This window comes from Rhizobium sp. P1_E1, assembly GCF_056406015.1.
The window spans coordinates 1-25,599 of record NZ_JBFUAY010000079.1; the positions used below are offsets into that span (position 1 = coordinate 1).

Genomic DNA, 25,599 nt, shown 5'->3' on the forward strand with positions numbered 1-25,599 from the left:
CTCGATTATATGGCGCTCGGCGATTGGCACGGATCGGTGGCGGTGGACGCCAGGACGTATTATAGCGGTGCGCCCGAGCCGGACCGTTTCAAGCATGACAGGCCGGGGCAGGCGATGGTCGTTTCCATTGCCGGGCAGGGGGCGATGCCGACGACGGCGGCGGTGACGACCGCCAGTTTTTCCTGGCAGACATTGCACCTTCCTCTGCTGGTATCGGAAGACGGTGTTGAAGTGCTGAAGGCCGCGTTGCCGGAACCGTTCGCGCGCCGACAAACCCTGTTGCGCATCGCGCTGTCCGGCCGTGCCCGGTTGAACGGGCGCACAGCAATGATCAGCCTGCTGGAGCAGGTCGCGCCGGAATTTGCGCATCTGGAGATCGATACCGCCCTTCTGGGGACCGACTGCGAGAGCGATGATCTCGAGACCATCGATCGAGCCGGTGCGCTGCGCGATGCTGCGGACTTGCTGCTTGCCGAAAGCCTCGACGAGGCCCGTTCCGGCGACGACAGGAACGTGGCGCGCCAAGCGTTGATCCGCCTGTTTTCCTATTGCGAGGCGATCGATCGATGAAACTCACCGCCCTTCGCCTCCACAATGTCAAACGTTTCGCCGGCCGCGGCATATCAGTCGAAGGAATCACCGACGGCGTCAATGTGCTGAGCGCCGCCAATGAACACGGCAAATCAACCTGTTTCGAGGCGCTGCATGCCCTGTTCTTCCAACCGCACAGCGGCAATCCAAAGAGCGTGCAGATGCTGCGCCCCTATAGCGGCGGCAATCCGATCGTCGAGGCCGATATCACGATCGAAGCCGGCCGCTACCGCCTGACCAAGCAGTTCCATAGCGGACGGCGTGCCAGCGTCACCGATCTCGGCAGCGGCCGGATCGTCGCCCAGGCCGACGAGGCCGAGGCGTTCATCGGCGATCTCATTTCCGGCGGAACCTCCGGCCCGGCAGGCCTGCTCTGGGTGCGTCAAGGCGTCACCGGCATCGAAAATCGCAGCAAGAGCGAGGAGGAGAACGACAAGCGGGTGCGCGAAAGCCTGCTGTCTTCGGTACAGGGCGAGGTGGAGGCGCTGACGGGCGGACGGCGCATGTCGGCGGTGCTCGAAGCCTGCGAGGACGAACTCAATCGCCTGGTCACCGCGACGCTCCGGCCGAAGGCAGGAGGCCGCTTTGCCGCCGCTCTCGAGGAGCGTGACCGGCTGCAGGAGGAGGAGGCCCGGCTGGCCAAGGAGGTCGAGATGCTGCACGGCGCACTCGACCGCCGCCGCTCAGTGCAGGCGAGACTGAGCGAACTGGAAAACCCTGATGAGGAAGCCGGCCGAAAGACGGCGATTGCCAATGCCGAGGTGGTGCTCGAAGCCGCTAAACTGCATGACAGGGAACTCAAAGCGCTCGATGCCGAGGCCACCTTGGCCGCCAGCCGCCGCGATGAGGCGCAACAGGTATTCGACCGCTTCCACACGGCATTGAACCGCAGCGGCGAACTCGCGCGGCGTTTCGCCTTGGCGGAGAAAGAACTCTCGAGTGCAGCCAAGCGACGCACGGCATCGCTGGCCGAAAGCGAGGCGGCAACGGCGGAGGTGCAGGCGGCCGAAGAGGAGGAGCGGATAGACCGTCAACTGCTTGCGCGGCTGGAGGCAGCGCTCCGTTCACGCCACGCCGCAGAGCGACTGGCCGAGGTCCGTCTGCGTCTCGAACAGGCGGAAGCGGCGCGCCAGCAGATCGAGGACGGGGAGGCGGCGCATGCATTGCTCGCCATTCCAGCCGATGCGGTCGAGCGGCTTGAAGCGCTGGATCTCAAGATCGTCGGCTTGCGTGCAGCCGCCGAGGTCGGTCTTCCCACGCTCAGGGTCGATTACCTGAAGGATGCCTCCGGATCGGTGAGCATGGACCGCCAGCCCTTGATTGGGGGTGAGGACAGAAGCTTTGCCGGGATCGCGAAGCTCGACATAACAGGCGTCGGCACCCTGACCATCCACTCCAGCCGGCAGGCAGATCAGGACGGGGCGCTGGAGACTGCGGAAGCCACGCGCCAAACATTGCTTGCCAAGCTCGGTGTCGACAGTCTGCGAGCGGCGCGACAGCGCGATATTGCCGCGCGGAACAAGCAGGAGGAACTCGTGCGGGCGCGCCAGCGGCTCGCGGATCTCGCCCCGAATGGCATTGACAAGCTTCACCTCGACGCCGCACGCTTTGCCGAACTCAGCCAGGATCCGGTCGAACTCGAGGCCGACCCGGAAGAGGTGCGCGCCCGTCTCGCGGATGCGACGCGGCGCATCGAACTATCGCGGAACCGGGCGCGGGAGGCGTCAGTGATGCGCACGGAAGCCGGCGAGGCCATATTGCGCGCGCAGACGGAGCACACCAGGCTTGGCCAGGAACTCGAGGCCATCGAGGCGGTCATCGGCCCCGAAGCCGRCCGAACTGAATTGCAACAGGACCTTGCTCTCAAGCTTTCCAGGGCCAAAGAGCAGGTCGATGCTGTCGAACTGCGGGCCGAGCCTTTGCGCAGGACAGGGCGGGACCTCGCAGGCGCAGAGGCCGCCCTTGCCAGGGCGCGCTCGGTCGCCGACGCCGCAGGCCGCGAAATTGCCAGGCTTCGCGAAGAGCTTGCCGATCTCGGCGGTCAGATCCGCACCCGCTCGGACGGTGCGGTGGAAGAAAACTGGTTGGAAAGCCGGGATTTGCTGGCAGCGGCGCGCGAGCAGGTGAAGCGTTTCGAGACGGAGGTGGGCGTGCTCGATCGCCTGCGCAAGGCGCTGACGGCGACGCGGGCGGCCGCGCGCGACCTCTATCTCAAGCCTGTTATGAACGAACTCGCCCCGCTGCTCGGCCTGCTGTTCGACGACATCTCGATCACGTTCGACGGCGACACCTTGCTGCCGCAGATCGTGCGCCGCAACGGCCTGGACGAGGATGTCGACCGGCTGAGCGGCGGCATGCGGGAGCAGCTGTCGGTGCTGACCCGCCTCGCATTCGCAAGGCTGCTTGCCCGCGACGGCCGGCCGGCGCCTGTCATCCTCGACGATGCGCTTGTTTATTCCGACGACGACCGGATCGAGCGGATGTTCGATGCGCTGCACCGCCAGTCCCGCGACCAGCAGATCCTCGTCTTCTCCTGCCGCCAGCGCGCCTTCGCCAAGCTGGGCGGCAATGTGCTCACCATGCAGCCATGGCAGCCGGATTGATGAGGATCGATGCTCAGGCGACGCCGACGCCTCGCTCAAGCCACAGATAGGCGGCGGCCGTCCAGGAAAAGCCGAGGCCGCCGCATCCTTGGCCGGTGACCGGGTCGAAGTATTCGGCAAAACCTTCCGTTTCGATCGCCGCGATGGTGGATCGCCGCAGCTCTTCGGCGACATCCGCGTGGCCATTGCGATTCAGTCCGTCGATCAGAAGCCAGTTGATGATCGCCCAGGCAGGGCCGCGCCAGTAACGCTTCGGCTCCCAGCTGGCGATGCCCGGCTTCGTCGTCGGAAAGGCGACCTTGAGATCCTTGGACCAGGCTTTCATTTCCGAAACCAGGGCGCCGGCAACCTGCTTGTCGAGGTCCAGCGAGAGGAGGGGGATGAAACCGGCTTGCGTTGCGGCTTCGACATCTTCACCGGAGATCAGGTCTCTCGAGACGAAGCGCGAAAGATCCGGCCGCCATTGGGCCATTATCGCCTTGCGAGTGCGGTTATTGAAGGCAGCGATCTCGATCGCGTCCTCGGTCCGGTCGAACAGGCGGGCAAGGTGCTCGAGGTCTTCGCCGGCCTTGAGCAGGATGGCGGTCGTCTGGATCTCGGAGACCTTGAAGGACGCCTTTTCCCATTGTTTCGCTGGATCCCAGCCACAGGCGGCATAGGTATCGACCAGATGAATGAAGCGGCGGTAATCCTCGTCGCGCGGGCGCATGTCGGCATCGACATGGCCGGTATCCTTGCGCACGACGGGGGTATCGGTGGTGGAGGGTACACGAGCGAGCGCGATGTCCCAGGCGGGAGAATTATCGCTGCCGCTTTCCCAGGGATGCAGGAGCGCAACGAGCCCGGTGCCATCGGGATCGCGGGCGGAATACCACCAGCGGTGCCATCTCAGCGCCGCCTCGTAGAGGGGCAGGGTGCGCGTCTCGGCATCGTTGCCCGCGGCGGCTTCATGCAGMTTGCGCAGCGCGATCGCGAAGACCGGCGGCTGGGTTATGCCGGAGGTCGGGATCATGTGCGTCGTGCGCCAGACTTTCGGTCCCGGGAAATAGGTTTCGCTTGGCGCGTGGAAGACGATATGCGGGATCATCCCGTCCGCCCACTGGCCCTCGACCAGCCGTTCCAGCTCGCGATAGGCGCGATCGATGTCGTAGAGCGCGAAGCCCATAGCGACGAAGGCTGAATCCCAGTTCCACTGGAAGGGATAGAGCCGGTCTGTCGGCACAGTATAACCGCCGCGATCGTTGGCGGCGAGGATGCGCTTCGCCTGGTCGATATGCATATTCATGTCGGATGCTCCGGTATTCTTAGGCCAAGACGGCCGGAAAGGACTTGCCGCTTTCGGGTGAAAGCCAGGTGATGCGCTTCTGGTCGAGCTTCAGACCGATCGTGTCGCCGCTCTTGACGGTTTCCGAGGCCGGCAGGATGACGCGCACCGGCTGGTCGTGGATCGAGCCGGTTAGAAGCAGGTGCGAGCCCATCGGTTCAGCAACGCGTACCCTCATTTCGAGACCCTGCGGCAGCGGTGCGAGTTCGACGGCTTCGCCGCGCAGGCCAAGGATCACTTCATTGCCGGACCCCTGCGGCGCGGCAAGCTGCTCGGCGCCTGCCGCCACGTGGCTGTTCGTCACCGGCACCTTGATGAAATTCATCGGCGGGTTGCCGATGAAGCCGCCGACGAAACGTGTTGCCGGGTGATTGTAGATCTGGACAGGATGGCCGACCTGCTCGACCACGCCGCCATGCATGACGGCGATGCGGTCGGAAAGGCCCATGGCTTCGGTCTGGTCGTGGGTGACGTAGATCGTCGTGGTCCCCGCCGATTGCAGCACGGTCTTGAGTTCGGTGCGCATTTCGAGGCGGAGCAACGCGTCGAGGTTCGAAAGCGGCTCATCCATCAGGAGAACCTTCGGTTCGACGGCAAGGGCACGAGCGACCGCGACGCGCTGGCGCTGGCCGCCAGAAAGCTTGTTCGGGTAGCGGTCGAGATATTGCTCGATGTGCAGGAGGCCGGCGGCCTTCTCGACCTGCGCCTTCACCCTGGCGTCGTCGGCCTTCTGCATCCGCAGCCCGAAAGCGACGTTCTCATAGACCGTCATGTGCGGAAAGACGGCGTAGTTCTGGAAGACCATCGCAAGGCCGCGATCCTTGGGAGGCAAGCCGATCACCGACTTGTCGCCGATGCGGACATCTCCCGACGTTGCGGTCTCGAGGCCGGCGATGATGCGCAGCAGCGTGGTCTTGCCGCAGCCGGACGGACCGAGCAGCGAGACGAATTCGCCGTCGTTGATCGTCAGCGAGACCTCTTTCAGCGCCTGGAAGGCTCCGAAGCTCTTGCGGATGCGGTCGATGACAATATTGGCCATATCTCTGGTCCCGTTATTTGGAGGAAATGCCCCAGATCGCGAAGAGGTAACGTCTGACCGCGAAGATGAAGACAACCGAGGGAAGGATGAGCATCAGGCCCCCGGCAAAACGGTAATGCATCGGGCTTTCCGACAGCACGGTCAGCAGGTAGGCGGTCAGCGTGCGGTTGCGCACCGTCAGCACCGAGGCGGCAAAGACCTCGTTCCACGAGATGACGAAGGCAAAGACCGCGGTTGCGACGATGCCGGGCAGCGCCAAGGGTGCCACCACCTTGAAGAAGGCCTGGATGCGGGTGCAGCCGAACACCCAGGCGGCTTCCTCCAACTCCTTGGGCACGCCGAGGAAAATGCCCTGCGTAACGAGTGCCGCGAAAGGCAGCGCCAGGACGGTATGGATGAGACCGACGCCGACGATCGTGTCATAGAGGCCGAGCCGGATGAAGGAGACCGTCAGCGGCAATGCCAGGATTGCCAGCGGGAAGGCGCGGGTCAGCAGCACCAGGAGGCGGTAGCTGTCCTTGCCGCGGAAATCATAGCGGGCGAGCGCATAACCGGCCGGCGCGCCGAGCAGGATCGAAAGCGCCACCGTAATGCCGGCTGCCCCCAGCGAATTGAGGAAGGACTGGACGACGCCTTCGGTCTTTAGGAAGAGAATGAAGGGCTCCAGCGATATGCCAGTGGGAAGACCGGTCTTCGGCCAGATATAGACGCCTTGGCGACCGCCAAGTGCGCCGAGTGCCACCAGATAGATCGGCACCAGCACCCAGGCGCAAAGCGCTGCGATGCCGCTCCAGAGAAGCCAACGGCGTGAAGAGACGAAGCCGGCCGCTTTGGGTGTGTCTGCGGCCGTGCTGATGGTGTCCGTGGTCATGGCAGGCGCTCCGGATCGACTTTCAAGGCCTTCAGATAGATGAGCGTGGCGGCAAGCGAGATGATCATGATCAGCACCGCATAGGCGGCAGCGACGCTGTAGTTCTGGTTCTGGTTCTGCCAGTTGTAGGCCTCGCCGACGAGGACCGGGAAATTGCGTCCGCCGAGCGCATAGACCACCGCGAAGACTTCGAAGGCGAGCACGGTGCGCAGGATCAGCGCCGATTGTAGAGCCGGGCGGATCAGCGGCAGGGTGATGCGCCAGAAGCGCGTCCACGGGCCAGCACCGAAGATCTCGGCGGCTTCTTTGAATTCCTTCGGCACCTGGTTGAGACCGGCGACGATGATGACCATCACGATGGCCGTGCCGCGCCAGATTTCGGCAACCGCAATTGCAATGAAGAGCGCGACCGGCGTCTGGTAGGAAAGCCAGCTCGCTTGCCTGCCGATGATGCCGAGGCCGAAGAGCAGCGAATTCAGATAGCCGGTATTTTGCAGGATCGACAGCCAGACGAGACCGGCGGCGAGATCGGAAATGCCGAGCGGGATCGTCCAGATCCACAGGATCGTCTCGCGCCCGCGGCCGACCTTGGCGACCATGGTGCCCATAGCAAGCGCAATGGCGATCTGCACCGGCACGACAGCGATCGTCAGCAGGAAGGTGTTCTTCACCGAGCGGGTGAAATTGATGTCGGTGACCATCCGCTCGGCATTATCAAGCGACAGCACACCATTATCCGAAACCGCCAGCCAGATCGTCTGCACCAGCGGCACGACGAAGAGCAGCGCCAGAAAGGCGACGGATGGCAGGATCAGCAGATAGGGGATCCAGGGTCGGCTATTGGTCATCGACTCCCGCCTTGACGAGCAGAGTGGTGAAGGAGCGCCCGGGCATTTCGCCCGGACGCGTCTCGGGCGGATTTATTCGACCGGGCAGGGGCCGTCGCTCTTGGCATCGGGCGCCCAGCAGGCAGCTTTCGTGTCGGTCATCAGCTTGGCCATCGTGGCACCCTGGGTCTTCAGCACGTCTGCAACGGGCTCGTTCTGCAGCACGATGCGCTGGAAACTGTCCATGTAGACCTTGTTAAACTCGCCGCCCTTGTCGCCGAGGCCGACCGGGAGCAGCGAGATGACGGCGTCCTTGGAAGCCTGGGTGGCGGTGACCGCACCGGCGAGAAGGGCAACGCCCGCGTCGAGATCCGGCGGCAGCTTGACGTTCAGGGTCGGGAAGAAGCCGACCTTGGAGGCGGTCAGGAGCTGCGTGTCCGGCATAGACAGATGCTCGATGATCTTTTCTGCGCCGGCCTTGTCAGGCGCGCCCTTCGGAATGGCGAGACCAGCAACGACTGGCATGTAGCCGCGGCCCTTGGGACCGGCGGGAGCGGGGAAGACCACATAATCATCCGGTGCGGCAGAAATGGCATTCTTCAGCCGGGCGATATGATCCCAGGCGACCATGACTTCGCCGGCAGCGAGCGGCTCCTGCATGAAGTCGTAGCTGGTCGAATTCGGTGTCACATAGGCCCACAACGCCTTCAGCTTCTCCCAGCCAGCAGCCGCATCGGCACTCTGGAAGGTGCGCACGACACCCCCCGTGAAGGACGGATAGAAATAGCCCTGGAAATAACGCGCCATCAGCCCTTTCGGGCCGGCCGGGAAACCGATCTGCGGCTGGCCCGTCGCCTCCTGCATATTCTTGCCCCACTCGATCAACTGATCGTAGTTCAGCGCGTTCACGTCGGCGCCATCAGGCAGGTATTGCAGCGCTTCCTTTTTGGCAGCCATCACATAGGTCGCCTGCATCCAGGGGATATACTGCTGGGTCGGCTTGCCGAGCTTGCCGAGGTCGAGCAGCGACTGCGGCATGCCGCTCGCTGCCAGCTTCTTGGCGAGATCGTCGAGTGGCTCGAGCGTGTCCTTGTCGGCAAGCGGCGAGAGCTCGCCATGTAGCGCACCGACGAGGCTGACGGTGCGCTTGCCGGCCTGACGTTCGGCCTCCATGCGGACAGCAAATTGCGGCGGCTCCTCGACCACGTAATCAACCGAGCCGACATCCTTCAACAGCTCCTCGCGGACGACGGTCGCCTCTTCGATCGGGCGAAGCTGGGTGGACACGAAAACCGTCTGGGCAAGCACCGGCGAGGCGAAGGCCAGCACGGTGGAAGCCAGAATTCCAAATGACATGATATGTTTCATCTTCTCCTCCTTCATTGTTCTTTGTTTGAGATGCACTTCTGTCTATGCCGCCTTGGCGGGACGGCGATGGCTGTCGCGATCGACGAATTCGATCGCGTGAAGTTCCTGGAGTTCTTCGGCGGGCTCTCCGGCAATGGCGCGCAACAGCAGCGAGGCGAAGCTCGCGCCGAGGTTTTCGCCGGTCATGCGCATGGTCGAGAGCGGGGGGCTGGTGAAGGCGCCCATCGGCAGATCGTCATGGCCGACAATGCTGATCTGGTTGCCGCCATCGACCTCGCGCAGCGCCCTCAGCGCCCCGATCGCCATTTCGTCGGTGGCACAGACGAGTGCGGTCGGACGCGATGGTTGGCGCAGAAGTTCCAGCGCCGCGAGGTAGCCGCCCTGTTCCAACGGCGCACCTTCGGCGCAGAGGTCGGTCGCAAGGCCGCATTCCTCCATCGCCGCCCGCCAGCCACGGCAGCGGTCATGCGCGAAATAATATTCCTGCGGGCCGGCGATATGGCCGATACGGCGGTGGCCGGCGGCATGGAAGCGCAGCGTCGCGGCTCGGAAGCCAGCAAAGCCGTCGCCGTCGATATAGGGATGGGGCAGCAGGCTTTCGGTGCGGCCGTTGGTGACGAAGGGAATGCCACGCGACTGCAGAAATTCGACGCGCTCGTCCTTCCGTTTGGTGCGGACGAGAAGCATGGCGTCGACGCGGCGGCCATCGACGAAGCGGCGGCAGATGTCGAGTTCGCTCTCGCAGCGCGGCACCGGTGCAATCACCAGATTGAGGCCGGCAGCGGCAAGATGTTCGGCACAGCCGGACAACATATCGAGGAAATGCGGAGGGCCRATATGGCCAGGATCGCTTGGCAGCGTGACGGCAACCAGCTCGGCGCGCTGCCTGCGGAGGCGACGGGCCGAAGCATTCGGCCGGTAGCCAACCTTGTCGGCAGCCTCGCGCACCCGTTCTCGCGTGGCGGCCGACACATCGGCGTAACCGTCGAGCGCACGCGACACCGTGGTGATCGACAGTCCCAGCGATTGCGCAAGCTGTTTGAGATTGGCCAAGATCGTCCTCCCGAAGTGWGAAAAAGATTCTCCAAAACGTTTTGGGAGTCAAGCCAAAACGTTTTGGATTCGTGCAGATGTCGCACGCATGATCTTTCAAGACGAGCAGAGACGTCATAGAGATATGCGAAGGGGCGGGTCTTTTCAGCGCAGCCTAGGCGGGACCACTATCTTGTGTATCTGGATACGCTCGGGAAGTTCGCAAAGTAGCTCCGCGTCCCGCTCCCGATGCGGCGGGGATAACCGAAGTCTTGCTTTGGGCAGGGAGGTGGCTTCGAATTAGCTCTCGCTCAATCGGTAAGCTTGAGGGTTGCCGTAAACTGCGTTCCTTCCAGGCGATTGTATCTCGCCTCGCCATGCAGTTGATTTACGAAGGCTTTAATCAGCCGCGTCCCCATCCCGGCGCTGTCCGATCGGCCATCGAATCCAATCCCGTCGTCGGCGACGGTCAGTTGGGATTCCTCTCCTTCAGTCGCGTGCAGCATGACGCGAATATTTCCGGATGCCCGGCCGTCGAAGGCGTATTTCATGCTGTTGGCAATCAACTCGTTGAGCAGGAGGGCAAACGGCGTTGCCTTGTCGGCCGCAATCACGATGTCGTCGATTTCAAAGTCAACGGAAACGGCGCGACCATGGACGTCTACGAGCGTCCTAACGAATGATGGAATGAATTCCCGAGCAGATATTCCGCTAAACTGGTCGAAGCCGTACATCTGCTCGTGAACTGCGGACATCGCAGAGATGCGCTCGTTTAATTTTTGAACGGCTTCCGGTTCAAAACCCTGCAAGCGCAGCAGGGCCATCACCGTCTGCAGGTTGTTCTTCACTCGATGGTGTATCTCGCGCATGAGCGTTTCATTCGATCGCAACGCATCCGCAAGCTGCCTGGTGTGCAATGTGTCCACCTTGATGAGGTTCTGAATCCACAATGCAGCTGCCAAAGCCCCGACGAGGGCGAAAGCGACCAATAAAGCCGCGATTTTGGCATCCTCCCAAAAGGGCTGCATGATTACGTTGATATCTGCCGAAGCAATGGCCACAAAAGGGGTGCGTTCGAGGATTCGGTATGCGACCAGGCGATCTTCATTGTCGACTGGCGACACGGAGCGATATGTGCCTGATGTCGCCTTCCTCATATAGTCGGTAAACAGCTTGTGGTTTCGCATATCGACTGGTCCGGCGGGTTCCGGGTATCGGGCGATAAGTTGCCCGTCGCGCCTGATGAGGCCGACAATCGAGTTCTCGCCTATCGCGACCGCGTCCCATATTGGCCTTAGGATGCTCGCGTCGAAGGCAATCACGGCGGCGCCAGCGAATACGCCATTGCGTTCGAGCCTGCGGCTGAAGACGAATATCTGCCGCTGGGAAAGGCGGCTGATGATCAGCGGGGATGTATATTCGTCAGCGCCGTTTCTCAACCGAACGAAGTAGTCGCGGTCCGTAACGTTGATCGGCTTGATATCGCGATCGTTCGAAAAGAGCGTTTTTCCATCTGCCCCGATGACATAGGCGGTCGCCTGAGGAGGAAGGTCATAGACGGCAGCGTCGAGATCGCGCACCCGATCGGGGCCGGGCAAAGATGTACTCGGCCCCAGAGCATCATCAATTCGGTGCAGGGTCTCCCGAGCAAGGGAATTCAACCAATTCGCGTTCGCTGCAACGATTTTGGAAGCGGCGCTGACACGCTCATCGCCCCGGCGAACAGCTGTCTCGTAACTGGATATGAGCCAGATCGACAGGAGGGTGGTGAATGACAGGAACATCAGCGCGATGATCGCGAGCGATGCTTTGCCTACGGAGCCAACGTATTTATCGCCACCGATCATCTTTTTGGGCCAATTTCCATAGTGCGGCGACGGCCAGACGGGGACATTGCAACGCATTCCGAACCATATCCGATAAGCTGATTTCTGACTCTCGAAAATTATGCAGTGCTCACTACTCGGCGTCCTCAAAAGTACGACTGAGGATTGTATGTTCACAGTCACCTTTAGAGAATGACCGCGACATTCGGTCAATCCCACTCCGTTCGAGAAGGAGATCCGAATGATGGATAAAACCTTTCGCACGCGAGGCTCGGCACGACGGGGTTCTTAACTGATCATCGGCGTCTATTCGATCAAAATCTAATCAACCGCGTAACCTGATCTGAAAGTCGGTTTGCTAGGGAGGGTCTCCTTCCGGGAAGTGACGTCATGATCCTTGAGTTGCAGAATGCCATTCTGGAAATGATTGCCAAAGGGGAACCGCTGGCAGCAACGATGGAGCAACTTTGCCTCGAGGTTGAGGCCGCCGTTCCTGGGATCATCGCTTCGGTGCTGACGTTCGACGGGAGCCGTCTTCACACACTCGCTGGACCTTCCCTACCGCCTCACTATTCAGCGGCTGTCGACAATCTTGAGGCCAGTCCTCTTGCGGGCTCCTGTGGCGCTGCTGCCTATTTCGGTGAAGCGGTCATTGTCACCGATATCGAGACTGATCCTCGTTGGCAGGACTTCAAGTCCCTGGTCCTTCCACTGGGATTGAAGGCTTGCTGGTCCAGCCCGATCAAGCGTGGCGAGCAGGTGATTGGTAGTTTCGCCTTCTACTATCGAGACCACCGCGGTCCGAAGGCCATCGAACGGGACCTCGTCGACGCCTGTGTCCATCTCTGCATAATCGCCATCGATCGCGAAGAACGTGTAATGGAACGTCAGCGGCTGACATACAGCGACGCTTTAACAGGGCTGTCGAATCGCGCTCGTTTCAACCAGCTTCTAGCCGAAGAGCTGCCTCGATCCCGGCGCGCCTGGGGCATCTTGCTGGTGGACATCGACAACTTGAAACTCGTGAACGACACGTTCGGGCACGCAGCCGGCGACGCATTGATTCAAGTGGTTGCAGACCGGATCGCCGCGACAGCAGGCCCCAAAAACACGTTTAGGCTCGGTGGAGATGAGTTTGCTGTCATTGTGTCGGACGACAAGGACCTTGATCTGAATGTCAGGGCAACCGACATTTTGAAAGCACTGTCCTCTCCGTCAACCTGCGACGGTCATGTCGTCTTTCCCGCCGCGACGATTGGCGGTGCGCTGGCTGAGATGGAACCAAACCCTAACCAGATCCGCCAGAACGCCGATGTGGCGCTCTATCATGCGAAAGAACACAATCGCGGCCGGTACGTGCAACACTATCCCGGCCTGGGCACCGCCCTGACCCGACGCTTCAGGGCGGTTCGCGATGTGGGCGTCGCCCTGGAAGAGGATCGGATCGACGCGCATTACCAGCCGATATTGCGCCTGGATACTCGCGAAATTGTCGGTTTCGAAGCCTTGTGTCGAATGACCACGCCTTCCGGCGAAATCATAGCCGCAGCGCATTTCCATGAGGCCACGAAAGACGCCCATATTGCTGCTGAGCTGACACAACGGATGTTACTGAGGGTTGCAAGGGACATCCGGAGCTGGCTCGCCCGAGGCCTTCCTCTTCAACATGTCGGCATCAACCTGTCTGCCGCAGATTTTCGTGGAGGTAATCTGCAAGACAGGCTGTGCCGCATTTTCGGGGAAGCGGAGGTTCCTCTTAAGCACATCATCCTCGAAGTAACGGAATCGGTTTACCTCGGACAACGGGACTATGTTGTGGCGGAGGAGATAAAGGCTCTTCGGTCCAAGGGCTTACGGGTTGCCCTCGACGACTTTGGCACGGGCTACGCGTCTTTGACCCATCTGCTGACGGTGCCGGTCGACATCATCAAGATCGACAAGTCCTTCATCGATCGCATGGTGCCCGGCGACGCAGGAACTTTCATCGTTGAAGGCCTGATCGGAATAGCTGACAAGCTGGGAATCCGGGTTGTCGCAGAGGGGATTGAGACAGAATCCCAAGCTGCTCAGTTGTGCCAGCTCGGCTGCAAGCTCGGACAGGGCTACCTCTTTTCGAAAGCAGTCGATCGAACGGCTGCCGCAGCCATTTTAGAGCAGCATGGACAATGGCCCAACAAAGACAAGACCCGTGCCGGAGCCCGATAGCCTCCCTGGGCGAGGTTTCGCGCTCGGGCAAGGCCCGATACCTGAGACAACACATGAGTACCAAGATCATTTTGAACGGATCAGAGATGCGAAAACGGATACATGTCAGCCAATTGCGGGTCGGAATGTATGTCGAGGACGTCGAGATTGAGGGGGAAGACAGGACACGCCGGTTCAAGCCGTTCCTGATCTCGGCGGCCGGTCAGGTCGAGAGTTTGATGGCAAGCCGCCTGATGACGGTCGTGATCGACGTCGGAAAAGGCGCGGATGTCGACCCGGGTGCGACACAGGACATCGACCGGGCTGCGTTTGACGCCCAGCTTCGTGCCGTGTTTTCGGCGAAGGATATCAAGCAGGCGAGGGACTGCGTAGAGGATACGAGACCGCAGATCCGCCAAATGCTTGCCCACGCCAGGATCAAAGCCTCCTTTGCCAGCGATGCGGCAAGCTCGGCTGTGGAGCGGATCATGTCGGCAGCCTTCGACAATGCCGGTGCGCTGATCGCGGTCGCGAAGCTGAAGGAAAAAGATGAGCTGACGTTCCTCCACTCGCTGGCGGTTAGCGCGCTGATGATCACCCTGGGGCGCAGCCTCGGTCATGGAGAAGAGGAGGTACGGGTCCTGGGACTCGGTGGACTGGTTCACGATCTTGGAAAAATGGCGCTGCCGGACGAAATTTTGACGAAACCCGGTAAACTGACGGCCGAGGAAATGGATCTTGTGCGCGGGCATCCTCAGCGAGGATATGAGCTGGTCTCTCATGTCGCGCATGTTCCCAAGCAGGTGCTGGACATTTGTCGCTACCACCACGAAAAGTTCGATGGCTCTGGCTATCCTGGTCGGCTCGCCGGAAAGAAGATCCCTTACGTAGCCCGGCTTGCGGCGATTTGTGACGTTTACGAAGCGTTGACCACAATCAGGCCGTATAAGCGCGCCTTCTCGCAAGCGGAGGCAATCAACATGATGATGAATTCGCCGGGCCATTTCGACAGCCAGCTTCTTTCCGCATTCGTATCAAAAATGGTGATCAGCGGCACGCTCCACTAGAGCCGTCAGTTGCCGGACGGCGCGTCGCACCGGCCAAACGTCAATTGCAACTCCGCTCCGGATCGGCGGTCACTTCGGCAGCAGAGGCCAAGGGCACAGGAGCGATCTCCACCCCGTCGGTTCGAATATCATCAAGGCGAACATTGATGGCCATATCTTATTCGGGAGGCGACGTTCGAAACTACGAGAAGTTCTCCAGCACAGCCAAGAACGTATGCCGATCACCGTGTCCTTCGGTGAGCCGCACGCGGCCCTCGATATCGGCCAGGTGATGGTCCATTAGTTGCTGAGCCTTCGCCAGGTCCTTGGCCTTCAGCGCCGCCACGATCATTCGGTGGTGGTCTGCGCCGCAGTCGTCCTTACGCTCTTCTTCGTACAAGGACATGACGAGGGACAGGCGAGCGACGATCTTCGAGAGCATCTCCGTCAAGACAGGATTTCCGGCGGTTTCGGCGAGTACGATATGAAATTTCCCAGACAGAACCGTCTTGGACTTCTCATCACCATGGTGATGGATGTGCTCTTCTTCGTCGGTCAGTTTTTGCAGGGCATCGAGTTGTTCGGCCGTTGCCCGTGCAATAACGAGTTCCAGCAGAAGTCCTTCAAGTTTTCGGCGGGCTTCGAACAGGTTATTGGCCTGGGCAATGCTGGGTTCGGCAACAAAAGTGCCGCGGTTTCTCTTTCGCTCCAGGAGGTGATCACTTTCGAGAACACCGAGCGCGCCGCGTACGACCGTGCGGCTAACGCCAAAATGCTCCGCGATCGCCTCCTCCAGGATTTTCGTGCCCGGCTTTAAGGCGCCTTCACCGATAGCTGCCGCCAGCGTGGCGCGAATGCGCTCGGAGACGTCGTCGTTGTTGTCGGCGCTATCGGCCGCCCCATTGGACGCGGGCGGCGTCTTTACGTTTTGGCGGCGCGTCTTCCTTATTGCCTTCACCACTTCAAGCCTCGGTATGTTTTGCGTGTCCAGTTACTCGTGCACCGAATATCCATTCGTTGTAATTATTTCTATAAGAATGTTTCTGCGCAACCACTGGATTTTGATAGAAATCCCCTGTGAGGGCGCCGACGAAAATTTCCGCCCGCGCGCTGTCTTCAAAGGCTAGGCTGCCTTTTGTTCTTTTGCCGGCGGGGACAAGGCAATACCCGTTTCGGCGCAAATAGCCTCGATGTGGCGGGCCGACTGCTTGATGAAAACAATCGCCTCATTGAAGCCGTAGGATTGCGTCTGATAGGTCGGGTAGCCGTAGCAGCGGCTCTCATAAGCTTCCCAGTCGAGAACCGCTCCGGAGGCGACCCGCTTTTCATAGGCATCCACCATCGCCATGTAGGCCGCAAGCTCATCCGCCGTCAGGTCCGGGTGGCCAGCTCGCCAGACCGGATCCTCGATCTCGATGCACTGCCGCGGATTAGCCTTGCGAGGCTTGTCGGCGACAGACTGGGCGACTTCCAGCGACAGGTTCAGCGTGGGGTTAGCGTCCGCAAGAATGGGAAGGATCGCGGCGAAATCAACTATGCCGCCGCCGCAGGGCCGGGTCTGAAAATCGAGACCGCCGGGGGCGCGACCGACATAGGCATCCTTGATATGGGTCTGGCGCACATAGGGCGACAGACGCTTGGCGGCAAACACCGGATGCTCGGCTCGCTGCAGTCCGTTTGCCGTATCGAAGACGACGCCGACGCAGTCGGAGCCGACCGCCTCGATCAGCCTCAGGATCTCGAAGGAGGTGATCTCGTCATGGGTTTCAATGTTGATATGCGTGCCGTTTGCGCGGGCAACGGGGGCTATCTTCTGCAGCACCTTTTCGATGGCGATAAGTTGGTCTTCCCAGCTGATATCCGTGCGGAAGCGGTCATTGGCCAGCCGCCCGCGATAAACCGACTTGAAGTTACCAGGTGAAACCCAGAGCTCACGGCAGTCGATTGCTGCACTCGCCTCGATCATCCGTGTAAAGCCAGCGATGATGTCGCCATCGCCGATTGCTCGCAGTTCCGGCGCTTCGGCGCTGCAATAGGGATTGATCTTGCCGATGCCGCTTTCGAGATAAAGGCCGAGCTCGTCGGCCTTGGCGCGGATCTCCCGCAGCAAACCGCCATCGAGATCCGGGCTCATGTCGAGGACAGTGCTAAAGAAGATGCCCGCCAGACCCAATTCCTTGACATGGTCGAGACTTGCCAGCGGGCCACGCTTCTTCGCTTCGGGCAGCTTCAGCCCGTCGATACCCAATTTCATTTCAAGCTCCTTTACTGTTTCCTGATCGGATCGCTTCCATGGCGATCTTTGGTGTTGGGCGTTCGGTGAAATTAAAGGCAGCCGACGCTACCGGCCGCGCCTCCTGACACGGGGCCTCTCCGCCGAGCTTCAGCCCTTCGGAACGAGGCTTTGTTCGAGGAAATGCTGGCCGATCGATGCGATGCTGGTGATTGCGAGGTACCAGATCGAGGCTACGAACAGCAGTTCGATCACCAGGAAGTTCCGGGCGTAGATCGCCTGTGCCTGGGTCAGCAGATCCTGCATCCCGATAACGGAGACGATGGCGCTCGCCTTTAGCATGCCGATCGCCTGATTGCCGGTTGGCGGTACGATGAGCCGGGCTGCCTGCGGCAGGATAACGGCCCGCAATGTCTGCACCGGCTTCAATCCCAGCGCGGATGCCGCATCCCGCTGGCCGCGATCGACCGCGACCAGGCCACCGCGTATGATCTCCGACATGTTGGCGGCTTCATGCAGCCCGAGTGCGAGAAAGCCAGCCAGGGCCGGCGTCACCAGATCGTTGATCGAAATGGTGAAGCTTCCCATCCCGACCTGCGGGATGAAGAGGGCGATGTTGAACCAGAAGAAGATCTGGACAATGAGCGGGACGCCGCGAAACCACCAGACGAAGCCGGCGGCGATCGCCTTCAGGACCAGGTTCTGACTCGTCGCCATCAGTGCCAGCAGGCATCCGAGCACGATGCCGAACACCATGGCGCCTGCCGTCAGTTCAAGCGTCAACAGCACGCCGCGCAGGATCGAAGGATCCACGAGATAGCGAGGGATCTCCGACCACTGGATACTCTGGCTCTGCCCGACGACGAGCGCGAAGAAGGCCAGCGCTGAAATCGCGATGGCACCGGTTGCGATCTGGCCCCAACGCATCGGTCTTCCGACCGATGGCGCAAGGGTAAGCGAAATTGGTGACGCTTGAAACAGGGCCATCGGCGTCAATCCGCAGGCATGTTGGCGGCATCGTTAACCTTGACGGTCTTCACGGCCAGCGGTCCGAGGCTCCACTTCTTCATGATGGTCTCGTAGGCGCCGGAGTCCACCATCTGCTGCAAGGCGGCAACGACGCTGTCGCGCAGTTGCGGGTTGTCCTTGGCGGTCAGCATGCCGAGATAACCGACGGCAAGGCGGATATCCGGCAGCGCCTGCAGGCCCTTGCCGTTTCCGGTCTGGTGTTCGGTCGTGTAGACGCTGGTGGCGTAGCCATTGACCGTGGCGTCAGCCCTCCCAGTGCGCACGGCCTGCAGCACATCCGGCATTTTCGGGATCGACATGATGTTGACCGGCGTCGCGCACTTGGCCGATGTCGCCTCGACCATCTTCGCCTGGAAGGTACCGACAGGAACGGCGACCTTCTTGCCGCACAAATCGTCCAAGCCGTTGATCCCGAGCGGATTGTCCTTGCCGGTCATGATCGTGGTGGCGTCATACATGTAGTCGATCACGTCGACCTGCTTTTCGAGTTCCGGGTCGTCGTTGATCCCCGAGATCGAGATGTCGAAGCGCTTTGCCAATATGGAGGGCACGATTGCAGCACCCGCGCCGACATCGGTCATCTGCACATCGACACCCAGGATGACGCCGAGTGCGGCAGCGATATCGGCATCGATGCCGATCAGCTTGCCGTCTTCGCCGTGAAAGCTGATCGGCGGCGTCAGGTCGGTCGCGACCTTCAGGACGCCCGATGACTTGACGGAGGGCGGCAGCCCGTCGGCGAGCTTCTGCGTGAGGACGACACCGGGGAGCTTGGCGACATCGGCATCGGCCGTCATCTTCTCGGCGGCACTCTCGGCGGCATGGGCAGAGGCTGCGATCAAGGTGACCATCGCTCCGGCAACTCCGGCCTTCAAGATTTTCTGAATGCGCATCATGCGATCCCCTTCCATTTTTGTATCGGTGAATTCTCGGGATCATCCATGCAATCGACGTGCCACTTGCAGTACTGTATCAATAATCATTTGATATATATACACTTTTTGTCGATGACGATATTTCGGACACAGTTTCGCAGTATTATTCGCATAAAGTTTCGAACATAGAATGCACAATTTTTATGCTTCCTGGCCCTGTCGTATCACTTTTGACCGACTCATCCGCCCACAAGACCAAAAAAACGCCTCCTCAGATGCCAAATCTCATGATTTTCGACACATGGTCGCCTGCTCAGAGGCCGTGACTGCGGCTATCTGATGCTCATTTAATATACGATGCTGGCGAAAATTTATACAAAACATAAATTCGCATTCTCAATTTAATATCTCTTATTATAAACTTTCGAAACTTTATAAATCATAAATATCTATTATTTTTCATATGTTTGCTTCTATCATCAAGCGCGAACTGCAAAACTGGCATGCCGCTTGCAATTCGCTTTTCATGAACAAGCTCGACGCAAAATTCCTCGCCCGACCGCACCTCCGTCTTGTGCCGGAGACAGCGCAGCAGTCCGTGACCCCGCCCCAGAACCAGGGAGGCCCTATGCCAGGCATACCGAATACGGCTGAACGCAAACGGCTCAGCGTTCAGGGCCTCACCCACAGCTATGGTGGCCAGAATGCCATCAGCGACGTGGCCTTCGATATCGAGGCCGGCGAGATCGTTGCCCTGCTCGGGCCGAGCGGCTGCGGCAAGTCGACCGTGCTGCGTGCCATCGCCGGGCTGATACAGCCGAAGACCGGCAGGATTGTGCTCGGGGATCAAGACCTCGCCAATGTATCGGCCCGCTCGCGCGGCGTCGGCATGGTTTTCCAGAACTATGCGTTGTTTCCGCATCTGACGGTCGCAGAAAACATAGCCTATCCGCTCGCCTGCCAGAAGCTTCCCCGCGCCGAGCGCAAGGAGCGCGTCGAGGAGATGCTGTCTCTCGTCAGGCTCAAGGATTATGGAAACCGCCTGCCGCGGGAACTCTCCGGCGGTCAGCAGCAGCGCGTGGCCGTCGCCCGCGCCATCGCCGGACGCCCGTCCCTTCTTCTGCTCGACGAACCCTTTGGCGCGCTCGACCGCGCCCTGCGTTTCGATCTGCAGGTGGAGCTGCTGCACCTGCAGAAGACGCTCGGCATCACGACGCTGATCGTCACGCATGACCAGGAGGAGGCTCAGAGCCTCGCAAATCGCCTGGTGCTGATGAACCAGGGCAATGTCGAGCAGATCGACACGCCGATGGCGGTCTACGATCGCCCGAAGACGCTCTTCGTCAACACCTTCATCGGCCAGGCCAACCTGCTCAGCGGAACGGTGCTGCGGCTCGATGCCGACAGCACCCTGATTGGCCTTGCCAATGACCGGACCCTGCTCCTGCCGCGCCGGCTGAGCTTCACTCTCGGCTCGAAGGTCACGATCACCTTCCGTCCGGAAGAGGCGCGCCTGTCGACGCAGCCGAGCAAGAGCACCTTGCCCGTTCGTATGACGGTTTCCGTGCCGCTCGGCCCCTCTCTCGTCCATGACCTTGTTCTAGAAGACGGCACGGGCCTGCGCGCGTCCGAGGTCAGAGGACCCACCACATTCATTCCCGAACCGGGAACACAGCTATTTGCAGAGATCGACACCGCAAGATGTCACGCCTTTCCGGCCGAACCGGAAATCATGAGTGAAGAAACAGATCAACAGAGGTGAACGTTATGAAGGACTTTCAGATTACCCGTCGCGGGTTCGGTTTGCTGGCGGCCAGTGTCGCCGCATCTGCCATGCTTCCGCTTGCAGTCCGCGCTGCAGGCGGCGGCGCTGTCGCTGCCACTTTTCCAGGGAGCTGGGAGGACGCTTATCGCACCGTCCTGACCCCGATGGTCAAGGATGCAGGTTATGACCTCACGGTTGCTCCGGCACTCGCGCAGGACCAGCTCGCTAAGATCATGGCGAGCCCCGGCAACCCGCCCTATGACACGCTGCTGATGTCGCCGGGCCARATGGCGGTCGCCATCGAGAAGAACCTGATCCAGAAGATCGATTCGAGCAAGCTCRAGAACTGGGGAATGCTCGATCCGTCCTTCCAGGGCGAATACGGCCCAACCGTGACCATCGAAGWCAACGGCATCGCCTACAATCCCGATCTCGTTCCGAAGCCGAAGGGCTATCGTGATCTCTTCGAGAACCCGGCCTATAGTGGCAAGGTCTCGTGGACGGGCTTTGCCTCGAACACCGCAGTGATGGCCTATACCGAAATCGCCAAGATCTTCGGTTCTGGTCCCAACGACATGGATGCCGTCTTCAAGCTGTTCAAGGACCATCCGGAGCATCTGAAGGGCGTCGTCGACAGCACCAATCACCAGATGACGCTGTTCCAGCAGGGCGAAATCGCCGTCTTCATGTGCTCGACCGGCAACGTCGCGCATCTGAAGAGCCTCGGCCTCAACGCCGAGTTTGTTCATCCGGAAACGGGCTCGCCGGCAGCCCCGGTCAACATCCACCTGACTAACGGCTCCGCGAACGTCGATGCGGCCTATGCCTATATCGATGCCGCCATCTCCAAGGCTGCCCAGGATCAGCTCAAGGAACCGCCGACCGAGATGTTCCCGACCAACAAGGATGTGGCGCTGACACCTGGCATCGAAGCCTATGTCACCCGCGACCAGATCAAGACCATGGTCTATCCAGACTGGGTCGCGATCAACAAGAACCGCGACGACTGGATTCGCCAGTTCGACGCCCTCGTTGCCGGTTGAGGTGATGTGATGAAGGCGAGCGGCTTCCCATACGTCCTACCGATGCTGTTGCTTTCCGTGGCGTTCTTCGCAACGCCGCTCGCCGTCCTCGTCGGTTTCAGCTTCGCCGGCTCCGGCGGAGCAACCCTCGAACATTATGCCCGCTTCTTCGGGGACGCGTTCAATTTCCGCGTCCTCGTCAATACCGCAAGGCTCGGCCTTGAAACCGTCATCGGCACGACCTTGCTCGGCGTGCCGATCGCGCTTCTCTACTGGCATGGCGGCCGAAACCTGCGGCAGGTGCTGATTTTCCTGACGCTCATTCCGATGCTGACCAGCAATGTCGTGCGCACCTTCGCCTGGATCGTCATCCTCGGGCGCCAGGGGCCGATCAGCGAAGCGCTGGTTGGGCTCGGCCTCGTGGGCATGCCGACGAGCCTGCTGTTTACCGAACTCGGCCTGGTCATGGCCATGTGCCAGATCGACCTGCCACTGATCATCCTGCCGCTGATCGCGATCCTGTCACGCACGCCCGTCCAACTGACGGAAGCCGCCCAGGTTTCCGGCGCCGGTCCTTGGCGCATCCTTGTCACCGTGCTTCTGCCGCTGATGCTGCCGGGCCTGCTGGCAGGCTGGATCCTCGTCTTTGCCAGCACCAGCAGCTCCTTCGTCACCCAGGCCGTCATCGGCGGTGCGCGCAACGTCTATGTTCCGCAGCTGATCTACCGCGAAGTCGGCACGCTATTCGACTGGCCGCTGGCCTCGGCCATCGCCGTCGTTCTCCTGCTGTCCACCGGTTGCCTGCTGGTCGCCCTTACCATGATGTCCCGTCACAGGAGGTTGGTCGGTTATGCGTGATCGTCGCGAAAATCCCATGCCCGTCATGCTCTACAAGGCATTCGTCTACGGTTGCGGCGGGCTCTGCGTCATCTATCTCGTGGCACCCATCGTGATAGCGCTGACGATGTCGTTTACCTCGGGGCAGACATTGAAATACCCGCCGCAGGGCTTCTCGCTCAGGTGGTACGCGGCGCTGCTCGATCCCGTGCGCTCGGCCACCGAACATATCGCCGCCTGGAACTCGCTGAAGATCGCCGGCCTTGCCGTCCTCGGATCGCTGATCTTTGCGGTTCCGGCAACCATCGGCATGACGCGCATGAAGCGCAGCACCGCCGGCACCATCGAGCCGCTGCTGCTCGCCCCGCTCGTTCTGCCGAGCCTCGTCTACGGCCTTGCCGCCTTGATCGTCGCCAATTTCATCGGCTTCAAGCCGTCGCTCTGRCTGACCGTATCAGGCCATGTGGTCGTCTTCGGACCGTTGATGTACCGAGCCGCCTCCGTCGTCGCCCAAGGACTCAATCCCTCGCTTGCTGAGGCATCGACCACCATGGGCGCGAGCTGGTTCATGACGCTGCGGCGTGTGACCTTGCCGCTGCTGATGCCCGGCATTCTGGCCGGCGCATTCCTCGTCTTCATCCAGTCGCTCGATAATGTGTCGGTATCGCTTTTCCTCGCCGACGCCCGAACGACCGTCTTGCCGCTGCGCATGTTCGCGCTGATCGAGGAATCGCTTGATGTGCGCGTCGCGGCAATCTCGGGAATTCTGATCGCCGTGACGCTGGTGGGACTGCTGGTTGCGCGGCGCGTTCTCGCGCCGCCGCGGCAGGCCTGAACAATCCGTCATTGACCTATGCCTGAACTTGGAAGGAACAAACTCATGAACATGCGCCCGACAAACGCTGGCGCCTATCGGATGGGATCGCTGCTGGCCGATTTCCAGCCGGATTTCGATTTCTCTGCTCCGCTGCCGCTTCCTGTCGAAGAGTTCGAGGACCGCCTTCGCCGAATTCGCCGTCAGGCGGTCGAAGCCGGTCATGACGCGCTGATCGTCCATGCCGGCAGCGTCGGCTGGTTCCACGCTTCGAACGCCTATCTGCGCTATATCTGCGACTGGATGCGCGAAGGCGTGCTGATCATCCCGACCGACGCCGACAAGGCGATGGTGCTTCTGTCCTTCTTCACGCAATCCGTCCTGCTGCCGCCGGGCGGCGAGCCCGTACTCGTCGACGAAATCTGGCAGATCGGCCCGATCGGCCGCGAGTATGCCGACCGCCCCGGGGATTCCGTCGTCAAGACCGCCGAGAAATGCGCAAAGGTTCTCGCCGATCTCGGTCTCGCCAAGGCCCAGATCGGCAGGATCGGCGACCGCACTTCGCTGACCCTCTGGTCTGCGCTCGACGAACTGATGCCGAAGAACAAGTTCGTTGCCGACAACGCCATTCTCGACCGCATGCAGAAGGTCCGCTCGCCGCGCGAGATCGAGATCTTCCGCGCCGCCGCCCAGCTGATCAGCATCGGCACGCAGGCTGCCTATCATGTGGCAAGGCCCGGCGTGACCGACCATGAAATCCTGGCCGCCTTCACCTATGCGCAGATGGCACTCGGCGGCGAGACTGGCGACGGCTACCAGATCGGTATCAACGAATTCGGCACGCATTGCGGCAAGCCCTATGGCCACATCGTCCGCCCGGGCGACCTCATCAACCTCTACATCTCCAACGTCACCTATCGCGGCTATACGGCCCAGACCGCCCGCATGATCGCGATCGGCGACATCACCAGCCATCAGGAGGATGTGCTTGCCGCCTGCACCGAAGGCGTCAAGCGGGCCGAAAGGCTCGTCAAACCCGGCGCATTGATGCGCGACGTCAACAATGCCGCCTTCGAACCGATGATCGAGCGCGGCATGCTCATGTCACCCGAGGCACGCACCATGCCCTATAACTGGTCGCCGATGGAAGACGGCGGAGCACGCCTGATCCCCAATCAGTATGTGAAGGACATCGACTGGGAGGCGCAGGGCCGCAAGCTCATGCATGTCTATCCGGCAACGCACGGACCGCACAATCCGAACCTCGGCCATTCGGTCGGCATGGCCGGCGGCCAGAACAGCTTCAACATCTCCTCGCACAACTACGACAGGATGGAGGAGGGCATGGTCTTCGTCCTCCACACCCAATGGCTGGAACCGCTGTCGGCCGGCTGCAATATCGGCGACATGTATGTCGTGACCAAGGACGGTTTTGAGAACCTCAGCCGCCATACCCCGCTTGAAACCCACCGCGTCGCTGCCGAGGCCTGACATGACCCATCATAAACAACACACGCATTTCGATTTCGCCAAGCTGACCGAGCGCGAGCGTTACAAGATCCTCATCGGCACGGTCATCCCGCGCCCCATCGCGCTGGTCACCACTCTGAGCAAGGAAGGCCTGCCGAATGCCGGCCCGTTCAGCTTCTTCAACGTTCTCACCCACGACCCGGCAATCGTTGCGATCGGCGTCGAGAATTATGGCGACATGCGCTTCAAGGATACAGCCCGCAACATCCGCGAAACCGGCGAATTCACGGTGCACATCTGCGACGACGCGCTCGTCGAGCGGATGGAGGTCTGCGCCATCAAGTTCGGGCCTGAAGTCGATGAACTCTCGGAAGCCGGACTGACAACGGTACCGGGACAGATGGTCAGAAGCCCACGCATCCTCGCAGCCCCCGCAGCGCTGGAATGCCGCCGCCACACGACCCTGCAGGTCGGTCCCGCCCGCGAAATCATCCTTGGCGAAGTGCTCGGCGTCTATGTCAGAAGCGATGTGGTCAATCCGGCGAACCTGCACATCGACCAACAGCGAATGGATGCCGTCGGCAGGATGGGCGGCTACACCTATGCCAGGACGCGCGACCAGTTCGACATCAAGACTCTGACGAAGGAGGAGTGGGCTTTGCGCCAAGAGGTTTCGAATGCGGCCACCGCTTGAGCTTGCCACCAATCCGAGGTTTTCTTCACGGACCTTGTCCGATCCTCACGCCGACATATCGAGCATCAACTCCTTCTTGTCGATCCCGCGAGCATTTGGGGGGGGGGCGACAGCTCATATCGCATCAAGGCGCCGGAGTGTTCTTGGAG

At 60.8% G+C, this 25,599-nt stretch carries 20 protein-coding genes and 1 pseudogene; 10 read left to right on the top strand and 11 right to left on the bottom strand.

Translation table 11 applies throughout. The features are described from left to right. Nucleotides 1-570, top strand: a pseudogene (locus AC1D1Z_RS22660) (metallophosphoesterase family protein); the annotation flags it as partial. Beyond that, nucleotides 567-3,194 (top strand): AAA family ATPase, encoded by a 2,628-nt coding sequence (locus AC1D1Z_RS22665; protein ID WP_477851696.1) that lies wholly within the window; start codon nt 567-569, stop codon nt 3,192-3,194. The pseudogene AC1D1Z_RS22660 and the gene AC1D1Z_RS22665, both read left to right, overlap by 4 nt. A gap of 13 nt (nt 3,195-3,207) precedes the next feature. Here AC1D1Z_RS22665 and AC1D1Z_RS22670 read toward each other — a convergent pair whose 3' ends face one another. The 7 genes from AC1D1Z_RS22670 to AC1D1Z_RS22700 form a co-directional block, all read right to left on the bottom strand. Next, entirely contained in the window at nt 3,208-4,479 is a 1,272-nt protein-coding gene (locus tag AC1D1Z_RS22670) for an MGH1-like glycoside hydrolase domain-containing protein (RefSeq protein ID WP_477851697.1), read from the bottom strand. Nucleotides 4,480-4,498: 19 nt separating this feature from the next. Beyond that, on the bottom strand, nt 4,499-5,557 hold the full coding sequence (locus AC1D1Z_RS22675) for an ABC transporter ATP-binding protein (protein WP_018245614.1): 1,059 nt from the start codon (nt 5,555-5,557) through the stop codon (nt 4,499-4,501). A gap of 13 nt (nt 5,558-5,570) precedes the next feature. Further along, nucleotides 5,571-6,428: a carbohydrate ABC transporter permease gene (locus AC1D1Z_RS22680; RefSeq protein ID WP_018245615.1), complete on the bottom strand. Its 858-nt coding sequence runs from the start codon at nt 6,426-6,428 to the stop codon at nt 5,571-5,573. Next, a complete protein-coding gene (locus AC1D1Z_RS22685; RefSeq protein WP_018245616.1) occupies nt 6,425-7,276 on the bottom strand; it encodes a carbohydrate ABC transporter permease in 852 nt (283 codons plus the stop codon). The genes AC1D1Z_RS22680 and AC1D1Z_RS22685 overlap by 4 nt, the downstream gene beginning before the upstream one ends. A 72-nt stretch (nt 7,277-7,348) precedes the next feature. Continuing rightward, on the bottom strand, nt 7,349-8,623 hold the full coding sequence (locus AC1D1Z_RS22690; protein ID WP_032983656.1) for an ABC transporter substrate-binding protein: 1,275 nt from the start codon (nt 8,621-8,623) through the stop codon (nt 7,349-7,351). A 42-nt stretch (nt 8,624-8,665) separates the two neighbouring features. Continuing rightward, entirely contained in the window at nt 8,666-9,676 is a 1,011-nt protein-coding gene (locus AC1D1Z_RS22695; protein ID WP_018245618.1) for a LacI family DNA-binding transcriptional regulator, read from the bottom strand. Nucleotides 9,677-9,966: 290 nt separating this feature from the next. After that, nucleotides 9,967-11,502: a sensor histidine kinase gene (locus tag AC1D1Z_RS22700; protein WP_018245619.1), complete on the bottom strand. Its 1,536-nt coding sequence runs from the start codon at nt 11,500-11,502 to the stop codon at nt 9,967-9,969. A 369-nt stretch (nt 11,503-11,871) separates the two neighbouring features. On the opposite strand from AC1D1Z_RS22700, the gene AC1D1Z_RS22705 reads away from it, so the two are divergent. Together AC1D1Z_RS22705 and AC1D1Z_RS22710 are read left to right on the top strand one after the other, a co-directional pair. Next, a complete protein-coding gene (locus AC1D1Z_RS22705) occupies nt 11,872-13,686 on the top strand; it encodes a putative bifunctional diguanylate cyclase/phosphodiesterase (RefSeq protein WP_018245620.1) in 1,815 nt (604 codons plus the stop codon). Between the two features lie 86 nt (nt 13,687-13,772). After that, nucleotides 13,773-14,732, top strand: a complete 960-nt coding sequence (locus tag AC1D1Z_RS22710) for an HD-GYP domain-containing protein (protein WP_306465262.1) — start codon at nt 13,773-13,775, stop codon at nt 14,730-14,732. Between the two features lie 181 nt (nt 14,733-14,913). On the opposite strand, the gene AC1D1Z_RS22715 is transcribed toward AC1D1Z_RS22710, so the two are convergent. The 4 genes from AC1D1Z_RS22715 to AC1D1Z_RS22730 all read right to left on the bottom strand — a co-directional run bounded on the left by AC1D1Z_RS22715 (nt 14,914) and on the right by AC1D1Z_RS22730 (nt 18,869). Continuing rightward, a complete protein-coding gene (locus tag AC1D1Z_RS22715) occupies nt 14,914-15,660 on the bottom strand; it encodes a GntR family transcriptional regulator (RefSeq protein ID WP_026188695.1) in 747 nt (248 codons plus the stop codon). A 174-nt stretch (nt 15,661-15,834) separates the two neighbouring features. Then, nucleotides 15,835-16,965, bottom strand: coding sequence for a sugar phosphate isomerase/epimerase family protein (locus tag AC1D1Z_RS22720; RefSeq protein WP_018245623.1), 1,131 nt, complete (start codon nt 16,963-16,965; stop codon nt 15,835-15,837). A gap of 129 nt (nt 16,966-17,094) precedes the next feature. Then, complete coding sequence (locus AC1D1Z_RS22725; RefSeq protein ID WP_018245624.1) at nt 17,095-17,931, bottom strand: amino acid ABC transporter permease; 837 nt, start codon at nt 17,929-17,931, stop codon at nt 17,095-17,097. A 5-nt stretch (nt 17,932-17,936) separates the two neighbouring features. Beyond that, on the bottom strand, nt 17,937-18,869 hold the full coding sequence (locus AC1D1Z_RS22730; RefSeq protein ID WP_018245625.1) for an ABC transporter substrate-binding protein: 933 nt from the start codon (nt 18,867-18,869) through the stop codon (nt 17,937-17,939). Between the two features lie 505 nt (nt 18,870-19,374). Between AC1D1Z_RS22730 and AC1D1Z_RS22735 the strand changes: the two genes are divergently transcribed. From AC1D1Z_RS22735 to AC1D1Z_RS22760, 6 genes are read left to right on the top strand one after another with little or no spacing between them, the layout of a single operon-like run. Further along, entirely contained in the window at nt 19,375-20,610 is a 1,236-nt protein-coding gene (locus AC1D1Z_RS22735) for an ABC transporter ATP-binding protein (protein ID WP_026188696.1), read from the top strand. Continuing rightward, nucleotides 20,607-21,656 carry an ABC transporter substrate-binding protein gene (locus AC1D1Z_RS22740; protein ID WP_477851698.1) on the top strand — a complete coding sequence of 350 codons (1,050 nt, stop codon included), beginning with the start codon at nt 20,607-20,609 and terminating at the stop codon, nt 21,654-21,656. Before AC1D1Z_RS22735 ends, AC1D1Z_RS22740 begins: the two co-directional genes overlap by 4 nt. Before the next feature lie 9 nt (nt 21,657-21,665). Further along, nucleotides 21,666-22,493, top strand: coding sequence for an ABC transporter permease (locus tag AC1D1Z_RS22745; RefSeq protein WP_032981320.1), 828 nt, complete (start codon nt 21,666-21,668; stop codon nt 22,491-22,493). Continuing rightward, entirely contained in the window at nt 22,486-23,307 is an 822-nt protein-coding gene (locus AC1D1Z_RS22750) for an ABC transporter permease (protein ID WP_477851699.1), read from the top strand. Before AC1D1Z_RS22745 ends, AC1D1Z_RS22750 begins: the two co-directional genes overlap by 8 nt. Before the next feature lie 45 nt (nt 23,308-23,352). Next, a complete protein-coding gene (locus AC1D1Z_RS22755; RefSeq protein ID WP_018245630.1) occupies nt 23,353-24,777 on the top strand; it encodes a M24 family metallopeptidase in 1,425 nt (474 codons plus the stop codon). Between the two features lies 1 nt (nt 24,778). Further along, the gene (locus AC1D1Z_RS22760) at nt 24,779-25,450 is read left to right on the top strand and encodes a flavin reductase family protein (protein WP_018245631.1); all 672 of its coding nucleotides are present in this window, start codon (nt 24,779-24,781) and stop codon (nt 25,448-25,450) included. The last annotated feature ends 149 nt before the right edge of the window (nt 25,451-25,599 follow it).

Bases quoted from the DNA above. Each gene is read 5' to 3' on its own strand.
- AC1D1Z_RS22720 (WP_018245623.1), bottom strand. From the start codon at position 16,965: ATGAAATTGGGTATCGACGGGCTGAAGCTGCCCGAAGCGAAGAAGCGT.
- AC1D1Z_RS22730 (WP_018245625.1), bottom strand. From the start codon at position 18,869: ATGATGCGCATTCAGAAAATCTTGAAGGCCGGAGTTGCCGGAGCGATG.
- AC1D1Z_RS22725 (WP_018245624.1), bottom strand. From the start codon at position 17,931: ATGGCCCTGTTTCAAGCGTCACCAATTTCGCTTACCCTTGCGCCATCG.
- AC1D1Z_RS22760 (WP_018245631.1), top strand. From the start codon at position 24,779: ATGACCCATCATAAACAACACACGCATTTCGATTTCGCCAAGCTGACC.
- AC1D1Z_RS22690 (WP_032983656.1), bottom strand. From the start codon at position 8,623: ATGAAACATATCATGTCATTTGGAATTCTGGCTTCCACCGTGCTGGCC.
- AC1D1Z_RS22700 (WP_018245619.1), bottom strand. From the start codon at position 11,502: ATGATCGGTGGCGATAAATACGTTGGCTCCGTAGGCAAAGCATCGCTC.
- AC1D1Z_RS22710 (WP_306465262.1), top strand. From the start codon at position 13,773: ATGCGAAAACGGATACATGTCAGCCAATTGCGGGTCGGAATGTATGTC.
- AC1D1Z_RS22680 (WP_018245615.1), bottom strand. From the start codon at position 6,428: ATGACCACGGACACCATCAGCACGGCCGCAGACACACCCAAAGCGGCC.
- AC1D1Z_RS22735 (WP_026188696.1), top strand. From the start codon at position 19,375: ATGAACAAGCTCGACGCAAAATTCCTCGCCCGACCGCACCTCCGTCTT.
- AC1D1Z_RS22745 (WP_032981320.1), top strand. From the start codon at position 21,666: ATGAAGGCGAGCGGCTTCCCATACGTCCTACCGATGCTGTTGCTTTCC.
- AC1D1Z_RS22675 (WP_018245614.1), bottom strand. From the start codon at position 5,557: ATGGCCAATATTGTCATCGACCGCATCCGCAAGAGCTTCGGAGCCTTC.
- AC1D1Z_RS22705 (WP_018245620.1), top strand. From the start codon at position 11,872: ATGATCCTTGAGTTGCAGAATGCCATTCTGGAAATGATTGCCAAAGGG.
- AC1D1Z_RS22755 (WP_018245630.1), top strand. From the start codon at position 23,353: ATGAACATGCGCCCGACAAACGCTGGCGCCTATCGGATGGGATCGCTG.
- AC1D1Z_RS22685 (WP_018245616.1), bottom strand. From the start codon at position 7,276: ATGACCAATAGCCGACCCTGGATCCCCTATCTGCTGATCCTGCCATCC.